Origin of the sequence: Archangium sp. Cb G35, assembly GCF_001896145.1 — a bacterium.
Taxonomy (GTDB): Bacteria; Myxococcota; Myxococcia; order Myxococcales; family Myxococcaceae; genus Archangium; species Archangium violaceum.
This window is the reverse complement of record NZ_MPOI01000006.1, coordinates 50,353-73,443: the sequence shown is the minus strand read 5'-3', so window position 1 is coordinate 73,443 and position 23,091 is coordinate 50,353. Positions and strand designations below refer to the sequence as shown.

The 23,091-nt window shown below is 70.5% G+C and carries 14 protein-coding genes; 3 read left to right on the top strand and 11 right to left on the bottom strand.

Translation table 11 applies throughout. The features are described 5' to 3' along the window. Positions 1-96 precede the first annotated feature (96 nt). The 4 genes from BO221_RS19110 to BO221_RS19095 all read right to left on the bottom strand — a co-directional run bounded on the left by BO221_RS19110 (position 97) and on the right by BO221_RS19095 (position 8,059). Positions 97-1,938, bottom strand: a complete 1,842-nt coding sequence (locus tag BO221_RS19110; RefSeq protein WP_073561926.1) for an SIR2 family protein — start codon at positions 1,936-1,938, stop codon at positions 97-99. A 61-nt stretch (positions 1,939-1,999) separates the two neighbouring features. Continuing rightward, on the bottom strand, positions 2,000-5,317 hold the full coding sequence (locus BO221_RS19105; protein WP_198956143.1) for an efflux RND transporter permease subunit: 3,318 nt from the start codon (positions 5,315-5,317) through the stop codon (positions 2,000-2,002). Next, on the bottom strand, positions 5,310-6,692 hold the full coding sequence (locus BO221_RS19100) for an efflux RND transporter periplasmic adaptor subunit (RefSeq protein ID WP_073561924.1): 1,383 nt from the start codon (positions 6,690-6,692) through the stop codon (positions 5,310-5,312). Before BO221_RS19100 ends, BO221_RS19105 begins: the two co-directional genes overlap by 8 nt. Further along, complete coding sequence (locus BO221_RS19095; RefSeq protein WP_073561923.1) at positions 6,680-8,059, bottom strand: TolC family protein; 1,380 nt, start codon at positions 8,057-8,059, stop codon at positions 6,680-6,682. Before BO221_RS19095 ends, BO221_RS19100 begins: the two co-directional genes overlap by 13 nt. A gap of 315 nt (positions 8,060-8,374) precedes the next feature. Here BO221_RS19095 and BO221_RS19090 point away from each other — a divergent pair, with 315 nt between their 5' ends. Continuing rightward, positions 8,375-9,604 (top strand): hypothetical protein, encoded by a 1,230-nt coding sequence (locus BO221_RS19090; protein ID WP_073561922.1) that lies wholly within the window; start codon positions 8,375-8,377, stop codon positions 9,602-9,604. Between the two features lie 31 nt (positions 9,605-9,635). Here BO221_RS19090 and BO221_RS19085 read toward each other — a convergent pair whose 3' ends face one another. From BO221_RS19085 to BO221_RS19070, 4 genes are all read right to left on the bottom strand, one after another. Further along, positions 9,636-11,516: a DNA mismatch repair protein MutS gene (locus BO221_RS19085; RefSeq protein ID WP_083681187.1), complete on the bottom strand. Its 1,881-nt coding sequence runs from the start codon at positions 11,514-11,516 to the stop codon at positions 9,636-9,638. A 196-nt stretch (positions 11,517-11,712) separates the two neighbouring features. Further along, positions 11,713-12,459 carry a Crp/Fnr family transcriptional regulator MrpC gene (gene mrpC, locus BO221_RS19080; RefSeq protein ID WP_043411430.1) on the bottom strand — a complete coding sequence of 249 codons (747 nt, stop codon included), beginning with the start codon at positions 12,457-12,459 and terminating at the stop codon, positions 11,713-11,715. Positions 12,460-12,732: 273 nt separating this feature from the next. Continuing rightward, on the bottom strand, positions 12,733-14,178 hold the full coding sequence (locus BO221_RS19075) for a sigma-54 dependent transcriptional regulator (protein ID WP_073561920.1): 1,446 nt from the start codon (positions 14,176-14,178) through the stop codon (positions 12,733-12,735). A 5-nt stretch (positions 14,179-14,183) separates the two neighbouring features. Then, entirely contained in the window at positions 14,184-15,074 is an 891-nt protein-coding gene (locus BO221_RS19070; protein ID WP_369865177.1) for a histidine kinase dimerization/phospho-acceptor domain-containing protein, read from the bottom strand. Positions 15,075-15,456: 382 nt separating this feature from the next. Between BO221_RS19070 and BO221_RS19065 the strand changes: the two genes are divergently transcribed. Both BO221_RS19065 and BO221_RS19060 read left to right on the top strand, forming a co-directional pair. Then, entirely contained in the window at positions 15,457-15,717 is a 261-nt protein-coding gene (locus BO221_RS19065; RefSeq protein WP_043411435.1) for a hypothetical protein, read from the top strand. A 142-nt stretch (positions 15,718-15,859) separates the two neighbouring features. After that, entirely contained in the window at positions 15,860-17,902 is a 2,043-nt protein-coding gene (locus BO221_RS19060; protein ID WP_233166150.1) for a glycosyltransferase family 39 protein, read from the top strand. Here BO221_RS19060 and BO221_RS19055 read toward each other — a convergent pair. Genes BO221_RS19055 through BO221_RS19045 form a run of 3 tightly spaced genes read right to left on the bottom strand, consistent with a single transcriptional unit; the run spans position 17,889 to position 23,055 of the window. Further along, positions 17,889-20,150 (bottom strand): YfhO family protein, encoded by a 2,262-nt coding sequence (locus BO221_RS19055; protein ID WP_073561917.1) that lies wholly within the window; start codon positions 20,148-20,150, stop codon positions 17,889-17,891. The genes BO221_RS19060 and BO221_RS19055 overlap by 14 nt on opposite strands. Before the next feature lie 29 nt (positions 20,151-20,179). Further along, positions 20,180-22,087, bottom strand: coding sequence for a HAMP domain-containing sensor histidine kinase (locus BO221_RS19050; protein WP_073561916.1), 1,908 nt, complete (start codon positions 22,085-22,087; stop codon positions 20,180-20,182). After that, entirely contained in the window at positions 22,084-23,055 is a 972-nt protein-coding gene (locus tag BO221_RS19045) for an ABC transporter substrate-binding protein (protein ID WP_073561915.1), read from the bottom strand. The genes BO221_RS19050 and BO221_RS19045 overlap by 4 nt, the downstream gene beginning before the upstream one ends. Positions 23,056-23,091 lie beyond the last annotated feature (36 nt).

Here is a 23,091-nt window from a genome sequence, read left to right as displayed (position 1 = left end):
CTGGGAGAGGGTCGGGGTGAGGGTATGGGTTCCTCGGGTTGAATCCCTCACGCGGCCCTTCCTGGCACTCCAGGAGGGGCCTTCGTGTTTCCGGGCTCAGGCCGTGGGCAAGGCCCTGGGCGAGAAGACGACGATGGCCGTGGGCGCGACGAGCAGATCGTCCTCGGCCGAGGCGGGCTCCTTACCTGGCCGGGGCATGATCTCCGTGCTCCACCGGTCGGGCGTCAGCCCGCAGAGTTCCTTGAGTTTCTTCACGGTCATGGGCCCCCGCGCGGTGATCGCGAAGATCTCCGAGACCCCTTCGGGCGTTCGGACGTCGACCCACACCTTCATCACGTCGGTGGAGAGGATCTCCGAGACTGGCACCTTGCCGGAGACCACGGGGAACCAGACCGCCGGGGTGAAGACGTGGAGGTCGAGCTGCTCGATGGCGGTGCCGGGATGGTCGGTGAAGAACCGGCGGATGCCCACCAGCGTCTGGACGAACGGGTGGATGGGGTTCCACAGGCGGAACTGCCCCGCGGCCACTGGACCGAGGCGCACCCGGCGGAAACCCGCGTCATTCGCCGCGCGCAGGGCCACGTAGACCGCTTCATCGATGATGCTGAGATTCCGGCGGTCCCTGGGCTCGCCGGGGGCGGGAATGCCCACCGGGCTCCGGACTCGGGCGGCGACGCCGAAGATGGGCGAGCCGCCGAACCGGAAGGCATACGACGGTGCCTCGTCGAATGCACGCCAGTGGTGGACCTCCGTCTCCGCAATGAGCCCGGCCTGGCGCGCTTCGTCGAGGAACGTCCTGGCCTGACTGCCATGGATGGGTTGATTGTCCGGCTCCCTGCCGAGGCTGAGAATGACGCACTCGTCGCCATCCCGGGCGGGAACCTCCAGCGTGGCGTACCTCAGCCGCAGTCTCTTCCTGGCCGGGCTGAACGGCGGTTTCGCGCCATCGGTCAGGCTGAAGCCCAGCTCGTCCGGCAACCACCCCACGGGCTGAGCGGCACCCGCCCTCGGGGCACTCCCCGGGCCCGAGACGGTGTCGGCCAGACGGTCGAGCAGGCTCGGGAGCTCCGAGTAGTGCCCATAGAAGACGGGGATGATGCCGAGCCGCATCTGGAGGAAGCGGGGATCGAGCGTCTTCCGCTTGTCCTCCGAGAACAGCGCGAAGTGCGGATGTGGGCCGGGGCCGTAGTGGTGGGCGATCTCGCCGAAGAGGTTGATGAGGTAGTCCTCGAGGATGCCGGAGCCCAGGAAGAGGAGCGAGCGCCGGTGGAGCACCTCGGCGAAGGCGCGCCGGAAGTGCGCATGGGCGTTGATGGCGTTCTGGTACTGCTGATGGCCAACAACCACCTGTCCCGCCAGCTCGAGGCACCGTCGCGAGTGGGGGACGAGCGCCTCGGGCTCGGCCGCCTGTCCTCCCAAGAAGCCCTGCACGGCCCAGAGGATGGGCCGCGTGGGCGCATCCAGAGCCCGGACGACCTTGTGACAGTCCTCGATGCTCCGTCCGAGCACCTCCGGGATGTTCGTCTCGTCCGGCTTCCCCAACCAGCTCGCCGCATACAGGTCGTCGTAGTTGGTGGTCACCACGAGGGGCCAGTTGCTCCGCGCCAGCGCCCGCGTCTGTAGAGGAATGATGCAGTCGCCCGAGCGTTTGCCACCGGCGTTCAACGCGCGGCGATAGGCCTCCGCGCGTTTCTCCGCTCCCAGCGCGCCAAGTCCGAGCACCGCCGAGTCGGCCAGACGGTACAGTTCCGATTTGTCTCCTGGCTCGCCCTTCCTCAGATGATCAGGCACGGGGACGCCGGCTGCATCCGCCAGCCGGGTGAGGAACTCCAGCCAGCCCGTGCAGGCGGGAATGCTCATTCCCGAGCCGATGAAGGGGACGAGCACGCCTCGCCGGTACGCGCTGGCGAGGAACGGAAGGATGTCATCGAAGGTCATGGGCTCCCCTCCACCCGGACTCGGCGGACGGGCGCGAGTCTGGCGGGAGGTGGCGGGCCACTCAAGGCCCGAGGCGGCCCGGGGGGGACGTCAATCCGCTGCCCGTGTTCCGCCGCCGCCCCCCGGGGCGCCATGCGACGAGCGCGTGCAGGCTGACGTAGAGGCACGGCACAACGAAGAGCGTGAGCAGCGTGCCCACGCTCAGCCCGGAGAGGGTGACGAGCGCGAGCGGGCGTAGCAGCTCGGTGCCCTCGCCGAATCCGAGCGCGATGGGCACCAGGCCCAGCGTGGCCAGCAACGTGGTGATGAGGATGGGGCGCAAGCGCAGGGGGGCCGCGCGGTGCATCGCCTCCAGGCGAGACAGGCCCGGGGACTCCTCGCGCAGCTGGTTGGCCAGCTCCACCAGGATGATGCCGTTGCCGACGATGACGCCCACCAGCATCACCATGCCAATGAGCGCGGTGGCTCCCATGGCCACGCCCGTCACCACCAGTCCCACCGTTCCTCCCACCAGCGCCAGTGGAATGGTGAAGAGGATGACGAGCGGATCCACCAGTGAGTCGTACTGCACGGCCATCACGGTGAGCACCAGGAAGACGGCGAGCGCTCCCAGCACGAACAGCGAGCGCTGTAGCTCCCGGTTGCTCCGGGCCGCGTTGCTCTCCATGATCGACACGCCGCGCGGCAGCTCGACCTCGGAGAGGATCCGCTCCGTCTCCGCGAGCGCATCCCCGAGGCTCACTCCCTCCGCCAGGTCTCCCGCGATGATGAACACCTGCCGCTGGTTGATGCGTTGGATCTCCGCGGGCGTGGTGCCCTCGGATACGCTCGCCACCTCGGAGAGCCGCACCGGCGCCTGCCCCTGGTAGACGAGTGGAAGCTGCTCGAGTTGGGAGCGGGTGCGCAGTGCCTCGCGCGCCAGCTTTACCCGCACGTCCACCAGACGCTCTCCGCGCTGGAGCTGCGTGGCGATGGAGCCCTCCAGCGCCGTCTGCACCGCCTGGCCGATGTCTCCGGAGGACAGTCCGAGCAGCCCCGCGCGCTCCGGATCCCTCCGCACCTGCACCTCGGGCTGCACGGGGTCCGCGTCCGGGCGGAAGCGCGCGAGCTTCGCCTTCTCGTCGAGCGCCGCCACCACCTGCCGTCCCGCCCGCTCCAGGGCCTGGGGATCCTCTCCCTCGAGCACCACGTCCACCTCGGCGCGCACCGGGGAGTTGCTGGTGATGAGGCCGCGGATCTGCTCCGGCGACAGTCTCAGCCGGATGCCCACCAGGTTGAGCTTCGCCATCTCGGCGTTGACGCGGGAGACGAAGGCCTGCACGTCCGTGCCAGGTTTCAGGGTGATGGTGCTCGAGGAGCGCAGTGCGTTCTCCGACGTGGCCGTGCCGAAGAGGAAGCCGCCCACCGTGGTGAAGGCGTAGCGCGTCTCCGGCTGGCGCAGCAGCAGCTCGTCCACCTGCTTCATCAACCGCAGGTTGTCCGCGATCGGAATGCCCGGCGGGAGTTGGACGACGAGGCGCGCCTGACCCGTGCCCACGCGCGGGAGGATCTCCGTGGAGAGGAAGGGCAGCACCAGGGCCGCGAGCAGCCCGAGCCCCACGAACACCGAGGCGAGCACCGCCAGCCGGTGGGCCAGCGCACGCGCGAGGAGCGCTCCGTAACCGTGGGTGAGGCGCTCCACCCGGGCGCCGAACCAGCGCACCGGCTTCAGGCGGGACAGGCCACTCGTCTTCCGGATGGCGAGCAGCCGCGCCGCGAGCGAGGGGATGACCGTGAGCGCGGTGACGAGCGAGGCGCCCACCGTGAAAAGCACCGTGAGGATGAGCTCGTTGAAGAGCAGCGCCACGAAGCCGCCGATGAGCAGGAAGGGCACCACGGCGACGAGGTTGGTCGTGGTGGAGGCCACCAGGGCCGACTCCAGCTCGGTGGCGCGCGCCTGGGTGAGGGGGACGAGCTCGGAGAGGGGCAGGGTGTCCGCACCGCCGTTGCCGTTTCCGTTGCCCTCGTCGCGCCGGCGCCGCTCCTCCACGCCTCGCACGATGTTCTCCAGCACCACGATGCAGCTGTCCACCGCGCCAATGCCCACCGCCAGCCCGCCGAGGCTGAAAATGTTGAGCGAGGCATCCGCGAGCGACAGCAGGCTCACCGCCAGCAGCGTGCCGAGCGGAATGGACAGCACCACGATGAAGGTCTGCCGCAGCGAGCCCAGGAAGAGCAGCACCATGACGCTCGCCAGCGCCGCGCCGGCCAGACCCGAGACCGCCACGTCCTGGATGGAGCGCTTGATGAAGACGGACTCGTCCAGCGTGGCGGTGAGCACCGTGCCCTCCGGAAGCCGTCCCCGGCGCCGCAGCTCCTCCACCCGCGCCTTCACCGCGTCGACGACCTCCACCGTGTTGGCGTCCGGCTGCTTCTGGATGCTCACCTTCACCGCGGGCTGGCCGTTGAGCGTGACGAAGACGCGCTGGTCCTCGGTTCCGTCCACCACGGTGGCGAAGTCACCTAGCAGGACCTTGCGCTGCTGGGGCGCCACGGGCGGCGCTGGGGTCCCGGTAGCGGTTCGAGGTGCTGGCGCGTCGTCCACGAGGAAGGTGAGACGCTCCAGCTCGGAGGCTTCGCGGAAGCGGCCCACCGTGCGCACGAGCGCCTCGGATCGCCGGCCCTCCAGCCGTCCCGCGGAGATGTCCTGGTTCTCCGACGCGAGCGCCTGCAGCACCTCCACGAGCCCCAGCCGGGAGGATTGCAGCCGCTGCAGGTCCAACCGCACCTGGACTTCCTCGACCGCGCCACCGGACACGTCCACCGCCGCCACGCCGGGCACCACCGCCAGCTCTCGCGCCAGTTCCTCGTCCGCGAAGACGCGCAGCGCCCGGCCCGAGAGGCCGGGGGAGGTGAGGGCGAACTCCGCGACGGGCTGCTGCGAGGGGTCCACCTTGAAGAGGCGCGGCTGCTCGATGGTGTCCGGCAGGTTGCCGCGGGCACGGTTGACGGCCGCCGTGGCGTCGTTGAGCGCCTGGTCCACGTCGCCGCCCGGTTGGAAGAACAGGTTGATGCTGACCTGCCCCTCGCGCGTCTGTGAGTAGACCTGCACCACGCCTTCCGTCGCCGCGAGCGCCTGCTCCAGCGGGCGGGTGATCTCCTCCACCGCCACCGAGGGCGCCACGCCGGGCGCGTCCACCCGCACGCCAATGCGCGGGTAGGTGATGGAGGGGAGCAGATCCACCGGCAGGCGGAAGAGGAAGAAGAGCCCGAGCACCACCACCGTGGCCGCGAGCATCAGGGTGCCCACCGGCCGCCGCACCGCGAGCGCGCTCAGGCCGCCCCGCTGGCGCGGTGTCCCTCCCGTGCCCTCCGAGGGCGCCCCTGCCCCCTCACTCACGGCCACCTCCGCCGCCACCTTCCGGCTCGGGCACGTCCGACAGGGCGCTGGGACGCACCTCGGTGCCCGGTTTCAGGGGCCGCTCGCTGCGGACCACCACCCGCTCGCCTTCCCGCAGCCCGGAGAGGATCTCCACCTGTCCGTCGGCACGCGCGCCCAGGCGCACCTGCCGCTCCTCTACCCGGGGTCCACCCCCATCGGCTCCGTTCGTCACGACGAAGACGCGGCCCTTGTCCGGTGAGGCCTCCGGGAGTCCGTCACCGGTGCCGCTGCCAGAGCCGCCCTGTGCTCCGGAGAGGCCTCCCGGGCCGCCCGGCTGGTCCACCCGGAGGGCCGATTCGAGCACCAGCAGCCGGGCCTCGCCCCCATTGTCGAGCCGCACCCGGGCGAGCAGTCCGCTGCCAATGCGGCCCTCGGGGTTGTCCACCACCACCTCCACGGGCACCAGCCGGCTCCGTGGATCCGCTTGAGGCGACACGCGCGCCACCGTGCCGGTGAAGGGCGTGTCTCCGAAGGCATCGAGGCGAACGGCGACCCGTTGTCCGGGCTTCACCCGCGAGAGCTCCAGCTCGGATACGGAGACGACCACCTCCACCTGGGAGAAGTCTCCCACGCGCAGCACCTCGTTGCCGGCCAGCACCAGGTCTCCCAGCGAGTGCATCCGCTCCACCACGTGTCCGTCCACCGGCGAGCGCAGGCTGGAGAAGGAGCGGCGCTCTCGTGCCGCGGCGAGCAGGGCCGACTGGGCTCGCACCCGGGCTTTCGCCGCCGATACGAGGCTCCGCTGTGTGCGCACCTGCCCGGACGCGGCCCGGACGGCCTGTTGTGCGGTGCGGGCCTGGGTGGCGCGTTGCTCCGCCTCCTGCCGGCTGGCGATGCCGCGCTGGGCGAGCCGCTGGTAGCGCCGTGCTTCCACCTGCGCCTGGGCCAGCGCGAGCCGCGCCTGCTCGAGTTCGCTCCTCGCCTGGGCGACCCCAGCCTCCGCGCTCGCCACCTCCGAGCGGGCCTCGGCCAGCCCCGCCTCTGTCTGGTGCACCACCGCGTCGAGGAGCGCCGTGCTCAGCCGCCCCAGCTCCTGGCCCTCCTTCACGGCGTCGCCCACGTCCACCGTGAGCCGCTCCAGGTGACCCTCCACACGCGCGCGGACCGCCACCTGCTCCACCGGTTGCGTGGTGCCCACGAGCGTGAGGGGCGTACGCAGTTGTCCCCGCCGTGCCTCCTTCACGTCCACGGCCACCGTGCCCTGGCCTCCGTCACCCGGGCCCCCCTGGCGTCCGCCTTCCGGTTCGCGCGCACAGGCCCCGAGCACCAGCAGGAGCGCGAGCCCCACCGTCCGCCCGAGGTGCGGGGTCCGTCCATTCCTCAGAGAGGACATGCCGCCTCCACCATCAACGCCTCCACGCGCGCCTGCACCAGGTCCAGCTCCCGCAGGGCGAGCGTGCGTTCCGCCTCGCGCAGTTCCTCGGCGCTCTGCACCAGCTCCAGGCTGGTGCCCACACCCTCGCGGAAGGACTCCTGGGTGAGGGCATCCGTCCGGGCCGCGGCATCCCGTGCGCGCCGAGCCGCCACCCGCAGGGCCTCCGCCAGCGCCACGCCCCGGCGCGCCTGCTCCACCTCCACGTCCAGCGTCCGCCGCACCGACTCGAGCTGTTGCCCGGCCACCTCGCGGTTGGCCCGCTCCGCTCGCACCGTGGCTCCCCGCGCGCCCCCGTCCCACAAGGGCACCTCCAGCACCGCGGCGATGTTCCACACGCTCACACGCGCAAGCCCCGGGTCCACTGACAGGGCCGTCAGGGAACTCTGGACTCCCAGTCTGGGCACGTAGGCCGCGCGTGCTCCGGCCACTTCCCGCTCGGCCGCGCGGAGGGTCTCGTTCGCGGCCACGAGATCCGCGCGGGATTCTCCCTCGAGCGGGCGGCACAGCGCGGCCAGCTCGTCGCGCAGCCCGTCCAGGCGGAAGCCGGGCGCCAGTCCCACCTCCGCGCCCGTGCCGAGCGCCAGCCCCAGCCCGGCCCGTGCGCGGCGCAGGGACTCCACGCTGGAGAGCAACTCAGCGCGCGCGACCTCCAGGTCCCTCGCCGTGCGCAGCGCGTCCAGCTTGCGCCCGGAGCCCAGCCGCTCCGCCTCCAGGGTGAGCCGGTGTCTCTCCCTCGCCTGTTCGAGGCCCATCTGGTTGAGCTCCACCACCCGCTCGGCGGCCACCACCGACACGAGGCCCAGCGCGAGCTCGCGTATCAGGAGCCTCCAGGTGTCCTGCGCGGAGGCACTCGCCGCGCGCTCCCGGGCCCGTGCCGCGGACAACTGCTGCCAGGCTGGCACGTTGAGGAGCGACTGGCTCGCGCTGGCCCGCAGTGCGAGCAGGGGCGAGGTGGGTCTCGACTCTCCCTCATCGCCGCCACCCACGTTGATGCCGCCACCGCCGCCACCTTCGACGACGAGCGAGCCTCCGCCTCCCGCCAGGCGCTCTTGCAGGGACAGGGAAGCGCTGACGGTGGGCAGCAGGGGCGCGAGTGCCAGGCGGCCCTGGGCCCCGGCCAGCTCCAACTGGGCGAGCGCGGTCCGCAACTCCACCGAGCGCGTCCGAAGCCGCTCCACCGCCTCGCCCCAACCGGTGAGCCGCACCTCGGGGGCAGGAGGGACCGTCAACTCCGCGACAGGCTCGGAGTCGGTGCTCGCCGATGAGGTCACTCCGGCTTCACCGGTGGCGGGGACGGCGGCGAGCAGGAAGAGGGCCAGCAGCATGCGCGAAGAGGAGATGGGTTCCAGATGGTGAATCCGGAGCCCCCTCGCAGCATGGAGCAGACGTTGGACCGGGGCAGGGTAGGGCACTCAACGCTTTGCCTGCCCGATCGCTCACAGATTCCTCGTGCTGGAGGACCTGTCGCGGGCGTTGTCAGGGTGCCTTCCCCACGGTCAACGGGTGAACGGCATGCGCGTGCGTGGTCTCGCGCCATGGACGCTGCGCGGCCCTCGGGACGCTTCCGGCGTGGCTGTTTCTCGCAAGGGCTCGAAATGACGGCGCGCCGCCGTGGCCCATGACTTGCCCTGTGCCCGGGCATGACCATGACCAGCGTAGGCTCGCGGCGGAACGATGACACCCTCGTGCTCGGGATGAACCCGCACGCCCAAGCGGAGGGCGAGGCCCTCCAGAAGTCCAACCCCAGCGCCCGGGTCATCACCGTCCGGGACTCCTTCCAGAATGATCACGTCCGTGCCAGTGGTCCGGATGGCGCGATGCGGGTTCATGATCTGCGGACCCCCGACGGCATCCGGAGATTCGTGGCCACCCTGGGGCTGCCGCTCGCCCAGGGGAAACAGGTGGCGTCGGCCATCGAGAGGGCGGGCGAGGATGCCCGTGACGAGCTGGCGCAGCTGGCCCTGGTGTGGGCCCGGGCGGAGAAGGGGGGCGTCGTTCCCTCTCGCCTCGTGCTCTCCGGGCACAGCGGGGGCTCGAGCCTGTGGGGTGAGGAGGGGAGCTTCAAGAATGGAGTGCTCACCCGTCGTGACTTCGCCCGGCTCGCGGAGGCCATGCCCAGGGCCGCGGCGGGGGTCGAGGACCTGTGCCTCGCCGCTTGTTACAACGGTGGCGAGACCACCATGGAGGCGTGGCGCGAGCTCTTCCCCAACCTCCGCACGATGTGGGCTTATGACGGCAGTGCGCCCGGTACGTTCTCCGGCGCCACGGCTCATCTGGCCCGCTGGGAGAAGGCGACTCGCGGCTCGGTGGAGTCGCTCCGGCCCGATCTGCTCCGGGGGATGCGCAAGGGGGATAACCTCGCGGTGTGGTCACGATTGGGAGGGCACCAGACCGCCACCGTGCGCGTCAGTACCGCAGACCTGCGTGCCCGTCTCTCGGCGGGCCACGTGACCTTCGAGCGTTATTTCCAGGGGGCCGCGGTGGTGCGTGATTCCCAGCACGGCCCGCTGCGGGAGCACTACAACACCCTCCAGGCCCTGCTGGGCCGGCCGGAGATTTCCGCCCTCGAGCGGAGCGGGCTCGAGCGGGCGCGGGATCAGACCCTCCGGTTGCTCTTCCATGGCAACGTCGCGGCTCGTTTCCAGGAGACGCACCGGTCCAGCATCCAGAGTGGGTTCAGGGCGCTCGGGTTGCGCGTTCCTGATTTCTCGCGGCTCGGCCGGAAGGAGTCGCTGGCGCTGATTCATTCCTTCGAGGCCGAGCTTCGCAGGTGGAATCCCCGGCCCGTGGAGGCTCAGCGGTTGTTGCCTTTGCTCACCGAGGGACTGCGGGATCTTCAGCGCTCGCACATCCCGGATAACTGGTTGTGAGCTCGGGGTTGGAGCACGGGGACGGGCACCCTCACCCCGTCCCTCTCCCGGAGGGCGAGGGGATATTGGCCTGCTCCGGATCCTCCACCGGGACTCCCGCCATCCTCAGCACTCGCAAGGCGTTCGTCGTGTCCACCACCCCAGGTCTCAGCTGGTAGTCGAACACCATCTTTCCGTTCTCCAGATGGTCACGGAAGTGCATGTTCACCACCTTCCCGCTGTGCTCCTCCGCCAGGCTCGCCAGGGACAGATCGTGCGTCGTCACCCCGCCGATCGCTCCCGTGGCCAGCAGCAGCCTCAGCACCTCACGCGAGGCGATCTGCCGCTCCCGCGTGTTCGTCCCCAGGAGGATTTCATCCAGCAGGAACATCGCGTGTCCCTTCGCCGCCGCCGCCGCGTCCAGCACCGCCTTGATGCGCTGCACCTCCGCGTAGAAGTACGACACGCCCCGCTCCAGCGAGTCCTTCACCCGCATGCTCGTCAGCACCTGCAGCGGTGACACCGAGAAGCTCTTCGCGCACACCGGCGCTCCCGCCAGCGCGAGCACCGTGTTCAGCCCCACCGCTCGCAGCAGCGTCGTCTTCCCCGACATGTTCGAGCCCGTCAGCAGCAGCCCGCAGCCCGGCCCCGGCAGCTCCACGTCGTTCAGCACCGGCTCGTCCAGCAGCGGGTGGCCCACTCCCACCGTCTTCACCTTCGGCCCGTCCGCCTCCAGCGTGGGCCACGTGAAGCCCGGCCGGTCAAAGGCCAGCCCCGCCAGGCACGAGAGCGCCTCCAGTTCCGCCAGTGACTCGAACCAGCCTCGCACCCGCGCCGCATGCTGCGCCTTCCAGCGCTCCAGCGCGAACAACGCGTGCACGTCCCACAGCGTGAACAGATGCACGATGGGGTGGAACTGGTGCCGCTTGAACTCCACGAACGAGTACAGCCAGCTGAAGCGCTTCAGGTGCGTGGAGACCGGCGGCTCTCCCTCGTGCTGCATCCCTCCCTGCACCCGCCGTAGCTCCGGGTGCTCGAAACGTTCCCGTTCCACCCGCTCGAAGATGGGCGCGTAGCGCACGAAGCCGTGCTCGCCCGCGTTCAGCTTCTCCTCCATGGCGCGCAGCGGGCCCCGCGTCGCCCTCACCACCGCCAGTTGCGCCAGCACGCCTCCCCACCACGCCCGTCCGTGCACCACGTCGAAGCTTCCCAGCACCATCAGTGTCAGCGTCACCAGCGGCAGCACCACCGCCACCGGCCTCGCCCACCGGATGCTCGTGAGCGACCGCTCGCTCTCCACCCACTGGATGAAGAGTCCTGGGTCCGCCTTCTCCTTCGCCACCGTGCGCGCCTCCACGCACATGTCCTGGCGGAACGCCACCTGGGGCACCAGCTCGCGCGCCGCTCCCTGCCGGGCCCTCACCGTCTCCGCCTGCGCCGGCCAGGCCAGCCACGCCGCGAGCCGCTCCTCGCCCGCCCGTGTCGCCGTTTCGTTCATGAGCTGGAAGACGCTGCCCTGCCCGAAGACGTCCAGGTCCGCCGCGTACAGGTGCGAGCCTGTCAGGAATCGCTCCCCCCGCTCGGCGAAGTCGTGCCAACCCCGAGTCAGCCGCGCCAGCCCCCGCTCGTTGAGCTGCATGTACAGCCGTTGCCGCTCCTCGCGCAGGAACACCTGGTGGTGCAGCACCGCCAGCACGAGGTAGCCGATGAACGCCGCTCCCGCCGCCCACCACCACGTCGTCGGCAGCCGGTGGAACAGGACGAGCCCCGCCACCGCCGCTCCCGAGAGAAACACCAGGGCGCGCAGGTTGGCGTAGCGGGCGCTGACATCGTCCAGCCGCTTCAGCTCCGCCTCTGCGGTGGCGCGGCGCTCGGTGTACGTGCGATGCGGGGAGGAGGACTCTGGCAGGGAAGTGGTCACGGGCGGGCGCATGCTGGGTCGCCCGGGCGGACAGGGCAAGCCCGGACACGCGCGTGGTGCCCGGAAAATGGCGAACCCCGGCGCCAGGCCCTGAGAAGGGGAGGCGGCCGGGGCTCTCGGGTGTCGTGCCCGGTCAACCGGGACACGCAGTGGGGGCACCGCGGGTGCCCACCGAAGACAACCGCTCTACGGCCGAATCACTTCTCTTTCACTTCTCCTTGGAGGCCAGCTTGCGCAGCGCCTTCTGGTCGCGGATGCAGAGGATGCGGCCCACGTTGCCCAGCACGCCGTCGCGCTTCATCTCGTTGATGAGCGTGGACACGAAGGAGCGGGAGGCGCCCACCAGGTCCGCCAAGTCCTGCTGGGTGATGCCACGCAGGTCCGTCTCACCGCCGTGCGGGCAGCGCTCGCCGTGGGCCTCGGCCAGGGTGAGCAGGGTGTCGGCCAGACGGGCCGGCACTTCCTTGAAGGTCAGTCCCAGCACGCGCTTGCGCAGGGAGCGCACGCGCTCGGCGTAGGCGCGAACCACGTCCACCGCCAGGGCCGGCCGGGCCTCGAGCTGCGCGCGGAAGTCGCGGCCCTCGATGCTCCACACCTCGGCCTCACCGGAGGCGATCGCCATCTCCTCCACCGGCGTGCCCTCGGGACGGAACAGCTCGCCGAACAGGTCGCCCGGGCGCAGGATGCTCACCACCGAGCGCGAGCTGTTCTTGCCCAGCCGCATCAGGCGCACGCGGCCGCTCTTGAGCAGGTACACGCGGTCCGTCGTGTCGCCCGGGCGGTAGATGACCGAGTTGTGCGGGAAGCTCTCGACCTTGAAGTAGCCCTTGAAGTCGATCGCCTCCTGGCCGGGGATCAGCTTGTTGGCCGTGACGAGCATCCCGGAGCTGGTGGTCTGGATGGGGGCGACGACGTTGGAGCCGATGGGACCGAGGGGACGATTGAAACCGTGCATGTGGGCACTCCTGCAGGCGGTTGAAAGTTGGGTTGCTTTGCTGCGGACGGAACAGTCCCTTTCCAAGCTTTGTGCCAACCCCAACGCTTCTCCCAAGTCCTGAAAAAGCCTGCAATGACGGCTACTTGGCGCTACACCCCTCCATTCTCACCTTCCGAGTGTCCGAAACCTGAAACAGAACGTTCAAACAGTCTGATCAAGCTGAACGTTTCGTTCAATTCGTGCGGGGAGTTGTCGGAAGGGTGACAATGTCCGGAAAGCGTCCTTCGACGCTCAGACCTGCTGATCCTGTCGCACACCGTACTTCTGGAGCTTGCGCTCCAGGGTGGGGCGACTGATGCCGAGGATCTGGCACGTCTTGCCCTTGTGACCCTTGGTCACCGTCATGGTGAGCTCGATGAGCATCCGCTCCGCTTCCTCCAGGGTGGGGATGCGGCTGGGATCATCGATGGGGGCGACCAGGAAGCCGGGCAGGGAGTGTCCGTTGGTGTGGACGGGGTGGCCGTTGACGGGGGTGCCCCCGTGCTCGAGCTCGTTGGACTCGAGCGCGGGCAGGTTGTCGGCGAGCAGCACCTCACCCGGGGCGAGCACCACCGCACGCGTCAGGACGTTCTCCAGCTCACGCACGTTGCCCCGCCAGGGCAGGCGCATGAGGTGGGCCAACACCTCGGGCGGCACGCGGGTGACGCGCTTGTGCACCTTCTCGTTGATGCGCTCCAGCAGGTGGTGCACCAGCGAGGGGATGTCGTCGCGGCGCTCGCGCAGCGGGGGGAGCTGCAGCGTAATCACCTTGAGGCGCTGGTAGAGGTCCTCGCGGAAGCGGCCGGTGGACACCTCTTCCACCAGGTTGCGGTGGGTGGCGGCGATGACGCGGGCGCGCAGTTTGATGCGCTTGACGCCGCCCACGCGCTCGAACTCGCGCTCCTGGAGGACGCGCAGGAGCTTGGCCTGGAGCATCAGCGACATGTCGCCGATTTCATCCAGGAAGATGGTGCCGTCCTCGGCCATCTCGAACTTGCCGGGCTTGACGGCGTTGGCGCCGGTGAAGGCTCCCTTCTCGTGGCCGAACAGCTCGCTCTCCAGCAGCGTGTCCACGATGGCCGAGCAGTTGATGCCGATGAAGGGCTTGGGCTCGTCGTAGGAGTAGTTGTGGATGACGCGGGCGATGAGCTCCTTGCCGGTGCCGCTCTCGCCGTGGATGAGGACGGTGGCGCGGCTGGCGGCCACCTTGCCGATCTCCTTGACCAGCTGCTGCATGAGCGGGCTGGTGCCGACGATGTCACCCAGGCGCGCCGCCGCCGTCTCCACGTTCACCGTGGCCGCCCGGCGCGACAGTTGCCGGTACTCCAGGGCGCGGGACACCACGATGTCCAGGGCCGTCAGGTCCGGGAAGGGCTTGTGGATGTAGTCGAAAGCCCCGGCCTTCATGGCCCGGATGGTCGTCTCCATGTCATGGAAGGCGGTGACGAGGATGATGCGCGCGTCCCCGCACAGGCTCTTCATCTCCTCGATGATGTCCAGGCCCGTGCGGTCCGGGAGTTTCATGTCGAGGATGACGACGCTGGGCATGACCTCCTGCGCGACCCGGAGCGCCTCGGCGGCGCGGGTGGCCGTCACCACCTGGTAGCGCGGAGCGCCATCGTGCTCGATGTCCTCGAAGTGCATCTTCAAGGACTCGAGCAGCGAGAGGTCGTCGTCGACGATGAGAAGCGTCTCCATGTTCCTCAGGCGGCGAAGGTGAGCGTGAACACGGTGCCGGTTCCGGGGGCCGTCTCGGCGGAGACCTCACCCCCCTGGTGTTGCAGCACGCGGCGCAAGGCCGCCAGCGACAGGCCGGCTCCCCGTGCCAGATGGCACTCGTAGGGCTTGAAGAGCGAGTCCCGTTTCTCCTCGGGCAGCAGGCTGGCGGGCTCCACGAGCTCCATCACCACCCGTCCCTCGGCGCCGGGGCGGATGGACACCTTCACCGTGCCCCCCTCCGTCATCCCCATGGCCACGTTGAGCAGCACCTGGGCCAGCACCGGCCGCAGCCTGCCCGCATCCACCCGGACCCGGGGCACGTCCGGTGCCTCGTCTATCTGTATCTCGACGCGGCGCTCGGTCAGCTCCGGGGTCACCATGGCCATGGCTTCCTGCACCAGGGTGCGCGGCGCGTGCTGCTCCAGGTTGGGCGTGGTGCCCCGGCCGTACTCGGACAGCTGCCAGAGCATCCGCTCCAGGGTGCGGATCTCCCGGTTGGCGATGGTCAGCCGGCGCTGGTCCCTCTCGGACAGGCCCGTGTTGCGGGCCAGCGTCTGCACCGCCATCTTCACCGAGCTGAGCGGGTTGCGCAGCTCGTGGCTCAGTTGCGAGGCGAGCCCGGAGAGCTGCACCGGCGGCGCGCCCTCCAGCAGGGTGCGCAGGTCCACGATGACGGCGGTGGCCTCGCCCTCCTCCATGACGAGCGTCAGCCGCAGGGGCAGCGGATCTCCCCCGCCGAGCGAGGCATAGAGGAACTCCACGGCCCGCCGGTCCTCGCGTGCCAGGGCATCCAGCTCCCGGACCTTCTCCGGGGTGGTTCCCAGCACCACGTGGAGCGGCCGCTCCATCAGCTCCGAGGGGGGGCGGTGCAGCACGGTCTCACACTCCCCCCCGGCGCGAGTCACGCGCAGGCTGGGAGACCATGAAATCTGGACGGCTTGCAGCAAGTGGAGGTTCATGGGCAGGTGCGAAACATAACGAATCGCCCCCCCTGATGTCCCCAGCGGGGGAGGGGGTTCTCCTTTAGAATCCGATACTTGGCGCTCCGGGCCCCCATGCGGCGGCCCTGACGGGCGCCTATCTGTCCGCCAGGTAACATTCTGACGGCTATGGAAGTCCGCCAGTTCTCAGGTCCATGGAATCCGAGGGAAGTACGATCATCCTCCCGATGACGGATGGAGGTGGGGCGGGGACCCATGTAGGTTGCACATCGTCGTTGGTGGCTGACCCCCGCCACCTGCCACCCCGGAGATTTCAATGATCGCCACCAAGAAGAACCTGAAGAAGCTGGGCAAGCGCCGTGGTCAGGGTATGACCGAGTACATCATCATCGTGGCCCTGATCGCCATCGCGGCGATCGGCGTCATCACCCTCTTCGGCAACAACATCCGCAAGCTCTTCGGCGCCTCCGCCGAGGCCCTGGCCGGTAACGAGGAAGTGAAGAACACGGGACAGACGGCCACCAACCAGCTGCAGCGCAAGTCGCTGGCGAACTTCGGCGCCAACAAGGCCGACTGAAGCAGCGCGCCGCATTCGCGGTGCATCCAGCCCCGCGTGGCCCGAGTGGCCGCGTGGGGCTGTCGCTTTTTCCGGGGAGCGTCATCTGAAGGCGACTGGACCCACCTGGCGCAACGCCGCGTTCTGGCTGGCCTGGGCCGCGTTGCTCGCGCTCGCGCTCGCCGCCCGGACCGCGGACTGGCGGAACGTGCTCGGCGGCTCCGTGGAGCTCGTCCCCACCGACTCGTACTACTACATCCGCTTCGCCCGGCTCCAGCAGCTCGCCTTCCCGCGCTTCGAGCCCTTTGATCCGTACATCAACCACCCCACCGGGGCCTCCATTATCTGGCCTCCGCTGCACACCTGGGGCGTGGCCTTGTTTCTCGCGCTGGGGGCCGGGCAGCCCGAGCGCACCGCCGCGTGGGTGGGTCCTGCCGTCTCCTTGATCGAGCTGGGGCTGCTCTCCCTGCTCATCCGCCAGTGGTGGGGGAGGGGAGTGGCGCTCGGCACCCTCGCGCTCCTGGCCCTGGTGCCCGCGGGGGTGATGGCCGGGACGCTCGGCACCGCGGACCATCACGTCCACGAGCCCACCCTCGCCGCCCTCTGCGCGCTCCTGCTGGGCCGGGCCCTGGGTCAGCGGAGTGTCCTGCTCGGGGCGGTCACGGGCGCGGTGCTGGGACTCGCGCCGCTCTTCACCACCAGCGGCTTCGTCCTGCTGCCGGGCCTCGCCGCCTCGCTTGTGCTGGCGGCATGGTTGAGCCGTGACACGCCGGGCCCTGGGGTGGGCCGGGTGGGATTGTCCATGGGCCTGGGCGCCGCCGCGGTGCTGGCCCTGGGCGTGGTGCTGTTCGGCGAGCCCGCGTCCCTTACCTATTACGGACTGACTTCCTTCCAGCCCCTGCTCGCCCTGGCCCTGCTCGCCGGGGCCTCCGGCCTCGCCACGCTCCTCGAGCGCCGCCGGGGTTGGAGCCTCCAGCTCGGCCTCGCCCTGCCTTGCGCCCTCCCGCTCGTCCCGGAGCTGGTCCGCGCCTTCCAGCACCTCCTGCTCGGGGATCCGCTCCTCGCCGTCGTCATGGAGTCCATTCCCCTCTGGAAGGATCCGGACTTCGCTCGCGAGCTGCTCGGCCCGGTGCTGCTCCTGCTCCCGGTGGCCCTCGCCGCCGCGGGCGTGCGCCTGTGGCGGGAGCGCGAGGTGTCCCTGGCTCCTGTCTTCCTCGGCGCGCTGTCGCTCACCGCCGCCTCGCTCCTCCAGGCGCGCTTCACCCAGGCCCTCGTGGGGAGCGCTGCATTGCTCATCGCTTCCTCGTTGGGTGGCGTTTTGCGTGGCTTGCGCCCGTTGCCTCAGCGCGCCTCGGTGGTTGTTCTCGCGCTCGTGGGGCTGCCCCTGCTCGGTGAGGCCGTGCCCCTTCCGCGCTCCACGGAGCCCAGCGCCATCGCTCCCGTGCGCTCCACCCTCACGTGGATGCGCGAGCACACTCCGCCGCCCTCGCCCCCCTGGGATGTGCGGGTCCACCCCGCCTGGGGTGTCGTCGCGCAGTACGACATGGGGCACCTGCTGGTCCTCTGGGCCGAGCGCCCCGCGGTGGCCACGCCCTTCTCCCAGGTGTCCGTGCACCAGAGCGCCAACGCCCAGGCCGCCGCCGTCCTCGGCGCCACCACCGAGGCGGATGCCTATCTTCTGGCCCGCGCGTTGACCGCGCGCTACCTCCTGCTCACCCCGTTCAACGAGCTGCTCGGCCGTCCCGGCCAGTCGCTGGACGGCACCATCTCTCCCTGGCTCCACGAGCACGCGGGTCTGGCCACCGGAGAGCGCGCCGCGAGCGGCCACTTCCGCCTCGTCCACGACTCCGCCGAGTCTCGCCGGAAGAAGCCCGGGCTCCCCTACGCCCGCCTGTTCGAGGTCGTGCCCGGGGCCGTGTTGCACGGCCGCTGCGGCCCCCATGCTCCCGTGACGGCCGTGCTGGAGTTGGAGACGGCTCGCGGTCAGACGCTCCGGTATGAGCTGCGCACCACCACCGCGCCGGATGGCTCCTTTGCCTTTCGTGTGGCCTATCCCACGACCCGTGACACCCGTGAGGCGGATGTGCTCGCCCGGGGCCCCTACCGCCTCGACTGCCCCGGCGGGGGTGGTACCGCCCTCGTCTCCGAGCAGGCCGTGCGCGAGGGGCTGGCGGTGGAATCGGCCGTGGATCTCACCGCGCGGTGAGCCTGTTTCCCCGGGGCCGGAGTGCCACGGCCAGCGCGCCGAGCGCGAGCACGGAGAGGAGTGCCCCCAGCCGGAAGCTGAGCGGGCGGTAGTCGAAGCGGACTGAATGCGCTCCCGGAGGCACCCGCACCGCGCGCATGACGGCGTTGGCTCGCAGCACCGGCACGGGGGTTCCATCCAGTGTGGCCTCCCAGCCGGGGTAGTGCGAGTCGCTCAGGAGCAGGTAGCCCGGCCCGCACGCCTCCAGCGCCACCTCCACCCGGGACAGGCCCGCCTCCGTCACTCGTGCCGTCGAGCCCTCGCAGCCAGGTCCCTCCAGGGGCTCGCCCTCGGAGAGGAGGGCGGCGCGGCGCAGCGGTTGGGCGGGATCCACGAAGGCCGCCTGAGCCTCGGCGTCGCTCGCCACGCGCGCGGTGTGCACCACGAAGGCCCTCGGCATGGCGGTGTCCGAGCGGTAGAGCGTGGGCAGCCCCGGCAATGCCAGCACGGGCACCAGGTCCTCGTAGGGCGGCGCGCCCCGGCGCACGTAGTAGCCCACTCCGGCCAGGTCGAAGGCCGCGCGTGCTCCCGACTCGTAGAGGGATTCGATGCGCAGGGGCTCCGGCGCACCATAGCCCTCGAAGACACGCAGCCGCTCCTCGACGAAGCGGTTGGGCACGAGGGCATCCCGGCTGAGCGCGATGTACGAGCCCTCCTCGCCGGGCAGGGGCGCGGCGGTGGTGCTCGGGGCGGTGGGGACCTCGGAGAGCTCGTCCGAGCCGAGGTCCACGCTGACACGGCCCGCGTACCCGGGAGGAATGGCGGCGGCGAGCCGGGAAGCACGTCGGAGTGACGCGAGCGGCGCGCTGCCCGTGCCCCCCTGCAACAGATGGAATGCGCCCAATTCCACGAGGGCCACCACGGCGAGCGCCCGGCGGACCCGGAGACCCCGGCCTGGGCCGGCGGCGGGGAGGATGAAGGCCAGGGCCCCCGCGCCGAGCGCCAGCACCACCCAGGGCAGTCCGGCCTCCACGCCGGAGCGGAAGATGGGGAGCTTCGCGACGGGAGGGCCCAGGAGCAGGGCGGCGAAGAGGGCGGCCACCACCGCGGCCACGTGCACGAGGGAGCGGCGTCCCCTCCGGGCCCGGCGGGAGAGTACGTCCAGCCCGAAGGCGGCGAGCACCGCGAGGCAGAAGGCCGCTCCGACGAAGTACTTCACCGGGTAGCGGAAGAGGTGGAAGGGCGGCAGTTGGAGGACGAGCGCCGCCGGGGGGAAGTGCGCGCCGAGCGCGAGCAGGGTGAGGACGAGCGCCCCCAGTCCGAAGGGCAGGGCCCGCCGCGAGCGCCCCAGGCCCGCGAGCGCCAGCGCGCAGACGAGGGTGCCCAGGAAGAGGACGAGGATGAAGAATTGATCATCCCCCGCCCAGTAGCGCGAGCGCGGATGCTCGGCGAAGGGCCAGGCCGCCGAGAGGAGCTGGGGCCAGGACAGGGACCACTCGAGCTGGTCCGTCCGTCCGGCGCCCCGGGTGGAGTTCCGGGCGAACTCGAGCGCGGGCAGGGCCACCAGCGCCCCGAGCACGAAGCCCCAGGCGAGTTCCGCGCCCGTGGCCACCAGCGTGCGCACCTCGCGCCGCGCGGCGAGCGCCACGGCGAGGGCGAGCGGGGCCTGCCACAACCATGTCTCCGGGGAGCCCGCGAGGAAGGCGAGGCCCGCGACGAGCGCCACCTGCGCGGCGCGGCGGGGCGAGGGTTGGAGCGCGGCCCGGCGCGAGGCCAGCAGGAGGAGGCCCGTCCACGCGGCGGCGCTGACGACGTTCTGCTGGGCGGACAAGTCAGCGAAGGGAGCCGAGAGCGCGAAGGCGGCGGAGCCCAGCATGGCCGCGGGGCGGGAGGCGCGCAGGTGGCGCAGCAGCAGGAAGGTGCCCACGGCGGCGAGCACCACGTGGAGCAGGTGCTGGAGGGTGAGTCCCAGCTCCGGGCCCGCGAGCAGCACGGTGAGAAGCCGGGGCGGATAGAAGACCTGCGAGTACAGCGTGGCGGCGAAGGGCTGCCCCATCCGGAGGTAGGGATTCCACAGGGGCAGCTCCCCGGACCGCAGCGCCTCGAGGAGGAAGGCGGAGTCCGGGATGAAGATGCGGAAGGCGTCGCGCCCCGCGAGCACCCGCCCCTGGAGGAGGGGTCGGTACACGAGGCCCATGCCGGCGAGGAGCCCCAACCCGGGGACGAGCCACCCGCGGACCGTCCGGAGCGTCGAGCTCGATGGCGTCATCGACCCGGGACCCTAGCAGACGGCGCGGCTCAGGCGGGCTTCGTCTGACCGCTGGCCTTGTCGGCCACGGGCATGAAGACACGGAACGTGGTGCCCTTGCCCACTTCGCTGGACACCTCGATGCGCCCGCCCATCGCCGTGATGATGCCGTGGCAGATGGACAAACCCAGCCCCGTTCCCACGCCCACGGGCTTGGTGGTGAAGAACGGCTTGAACAGCCGCTGGAGGTTCTCCGGCGGAATCCCCACGCCCGTGTCCCGCACCGAAACCACCACCCAGACCTCGTCCACGCGCTCGGTGGTGACGCGGACGCTGTGCGCCTTCGCGTCCCCCTCGGGGATGGCCTGGCCGGCGTTGACGAGCAGGTTGAGGAACAGCTGCCCGAGCCGCGACTCGTTGGCGAGCACCCGCGGCACTTCCCCGTACTCCTTCACCAACTGCGCGCGGTGGCGGATCGCCGTGCGCGCCAGGCTCGCGCACGAGTCGAGCACCGCGTGGATGTCCACCGGGCCGAAGTGCTCGTCCTCCCGGCGCGAGAAGCTCCTCAGGTCATGCACGATGTGGCGCATGCGCTCGCCGCCCTCGAGCGCCTCGCGCAGCGCCTGTTGGACTTCCTGGGACCGCTCGTCCGAGAGCGGCTTGCCCGCCTCGCCCGCCTCCCCCAGCTCGTCCACCGCGAAGCGCAGGTTGCTCAGCACGTAGGAGATGGGGTTGTTGAGCTCGTGCGCCACGCCCGCCGCCAGCGTGCCGAGCGACACCATGCGGTCGGTGGTGCGCAGTTTCTCCTGCACCTGCTTGCGCTCGGTGACGTCACGCGCGATGGACACCACCGCCGGCTGGCCATCGAAGGGAATGGAGAACGTCACCACCTCGCCCAGCACCTGCTGGCCTTCCCGGTGCCGGAAGCGCACCTCCCGGGCCGAGCCGGGCAGGGAGCTCTCGGAGAGGGGATCCTGCTCCCCGGGCATGAGGAGCTCCTCCACCGGGCGGCCCCGCAGCTCCTCCTCGCGTGCGTAGCCGAGCAGGGTGCTGGCCGCGGGGTTGGCGAAGAGCAGCATCCGCTCGCGGTGGACGAAGACGGCGTCCGGCGTGCGCTCGATGAGGGTGCGGAAGCTGGCCTCCGAGCGCCTCAGGGCCTCCCGCTCCTGGCTGAGGCGCTCGGCCATCTCGTCGAAGGCCCGGCCCAGCGTCCCCAGCTCGTCCACCCCGCGCAACCCGGCGCGTGCGCTCAGTTCCCCTCCCGCGAGGCGGCGGGCGGCGGATTCCAGGCGCCGCACGCGCCGCCCCAGCGCGAAGTGGAAGAAGAGTCCCAGCAGCCCGGCGATCAGCACCAGCAGCAGGCTCGAGCGCAGCGCGGAACGCTCGGCCCGGTAGCGCTGCGCGGCCTTGAGCTGCGAGAGATCGTGCTGGAGGTAGAGGATGCCCACCTGGTTCCCCAGGGGCTGCGTGCTGAGCTGGATGGGGTAATAGCCCTCGACCCGCGAGCCGTCCTCGCTCACCCGTACGTCCCCACTCATCCGCACCTTCACGCTCTTCATGCGGGCGAGCGCCCCCGGACGGATGAGCTCCGGCCAGGCCTCCCAGACCGGATGGCCGAGCAGGGCGAGCCGGGTGGAGGCCAGAATGTTGCGCTGATCGTCGAGGAGCAGTCCCACCGTCAGGTCGGGATTGGAGCCCAGGTCGGCGAGTTCCTCGCGCACGGCTTCGCGCTGCCCGGTGCGCATCAGGTACTCGAGTGTCCCCTGCAGGTGCGTCATCCGCTGGGTGACTTCCTCGCGTACGTGCTCCTCCACCTGCTGCTCGCGGAGCGCCATGTCGCGCCCCAGGGTGTAGAGGCCGAAGACGCACGCGTACGCGAGCAACATCAGCGGGACGAGCACCCGCATGGACAGCAGCCGGTGCCACCCGGCGCGCCGTGCTGGAACGGACGCCGTCATGGCGACACCCTCAGCAGTGGCGCCGCTTCGAGCACCCGCGAGGACTCCGTACGTCCCGGGAGCCCGGGGAGGAGCTGGTGGTGCCGCAGCAACTCCCCCATCCGCTCGAGGGTCTCTCGCAGGGCAGGCTGAGCGCCGGTGAGCAGGGCATGCTGGGCCCGCTCGTCCATGAGCCGCACGCCGGACATGGCCTCCTGGAAGCGCTGTGGCTCCAGCCCGAGCCGCCCCGCCATCCGCTTCATGGCGTCCTGGGGATGCTGCTGCTTCCAGGCGAGGGTGGCGAACCAGCCGCGCAGCAGCGCGTCCACGTGCCGTGGCCAGGCCTCGAGGAATTCCTTGCGGACCACCACGACGTCGACGATCTCCCCGGGGATGTGGGAACTGTCGAAGAGCTTGCGGGCGCCCACGCTGGCGAGCTGCTGGCAGTACGGCTCGAAGGTCACCACCGCATCCAGCTCGCCCCGCTGCCAGGCCGCCACGTGGGACCCCAGGGAACTGATGTCCAGCCGCACGTCCTCGCGCTTCAGCCCGGCCTGCTCGAGCACACGGGTGAGCATGTACACCCCGAGCAGCGACTCTTCTGAGGCGATCCGCCGGCCCTCGAGCGCGGAGAGGGACTCCATGTCGGGCCGGGCCATCACACAGTCCGCCCCGTGAGAGGCGTCGAGCACCATCACCACCTTCGGATCATGGCCGAGCTGCTCGAGGGACAGCACCTCCTCGAGGGTGGCGGACACCGCGTCGATGGCGCCATTGCGGAACGCCCGCATGAGCTGGGCGGAGGACACGTACTCGACCAGGTGGATGCGTTGGGCGGGGATGAGCCCCAGCTCCTGGCCGAGAAAGAGGGGCTCGTTGCCGGGCCAGGGGGTGGTGCCCAACCGGAGCCGCGGCTCTGGAGGGGGCGTGCAGGCGCACAGCAGCAGCAGTGCCGCGAATAGCCAGCTCTGGAGTCTGGGCACGTTCATCAAGGTCCAGATCCAGGATATCAAGAAAAGTCTCTT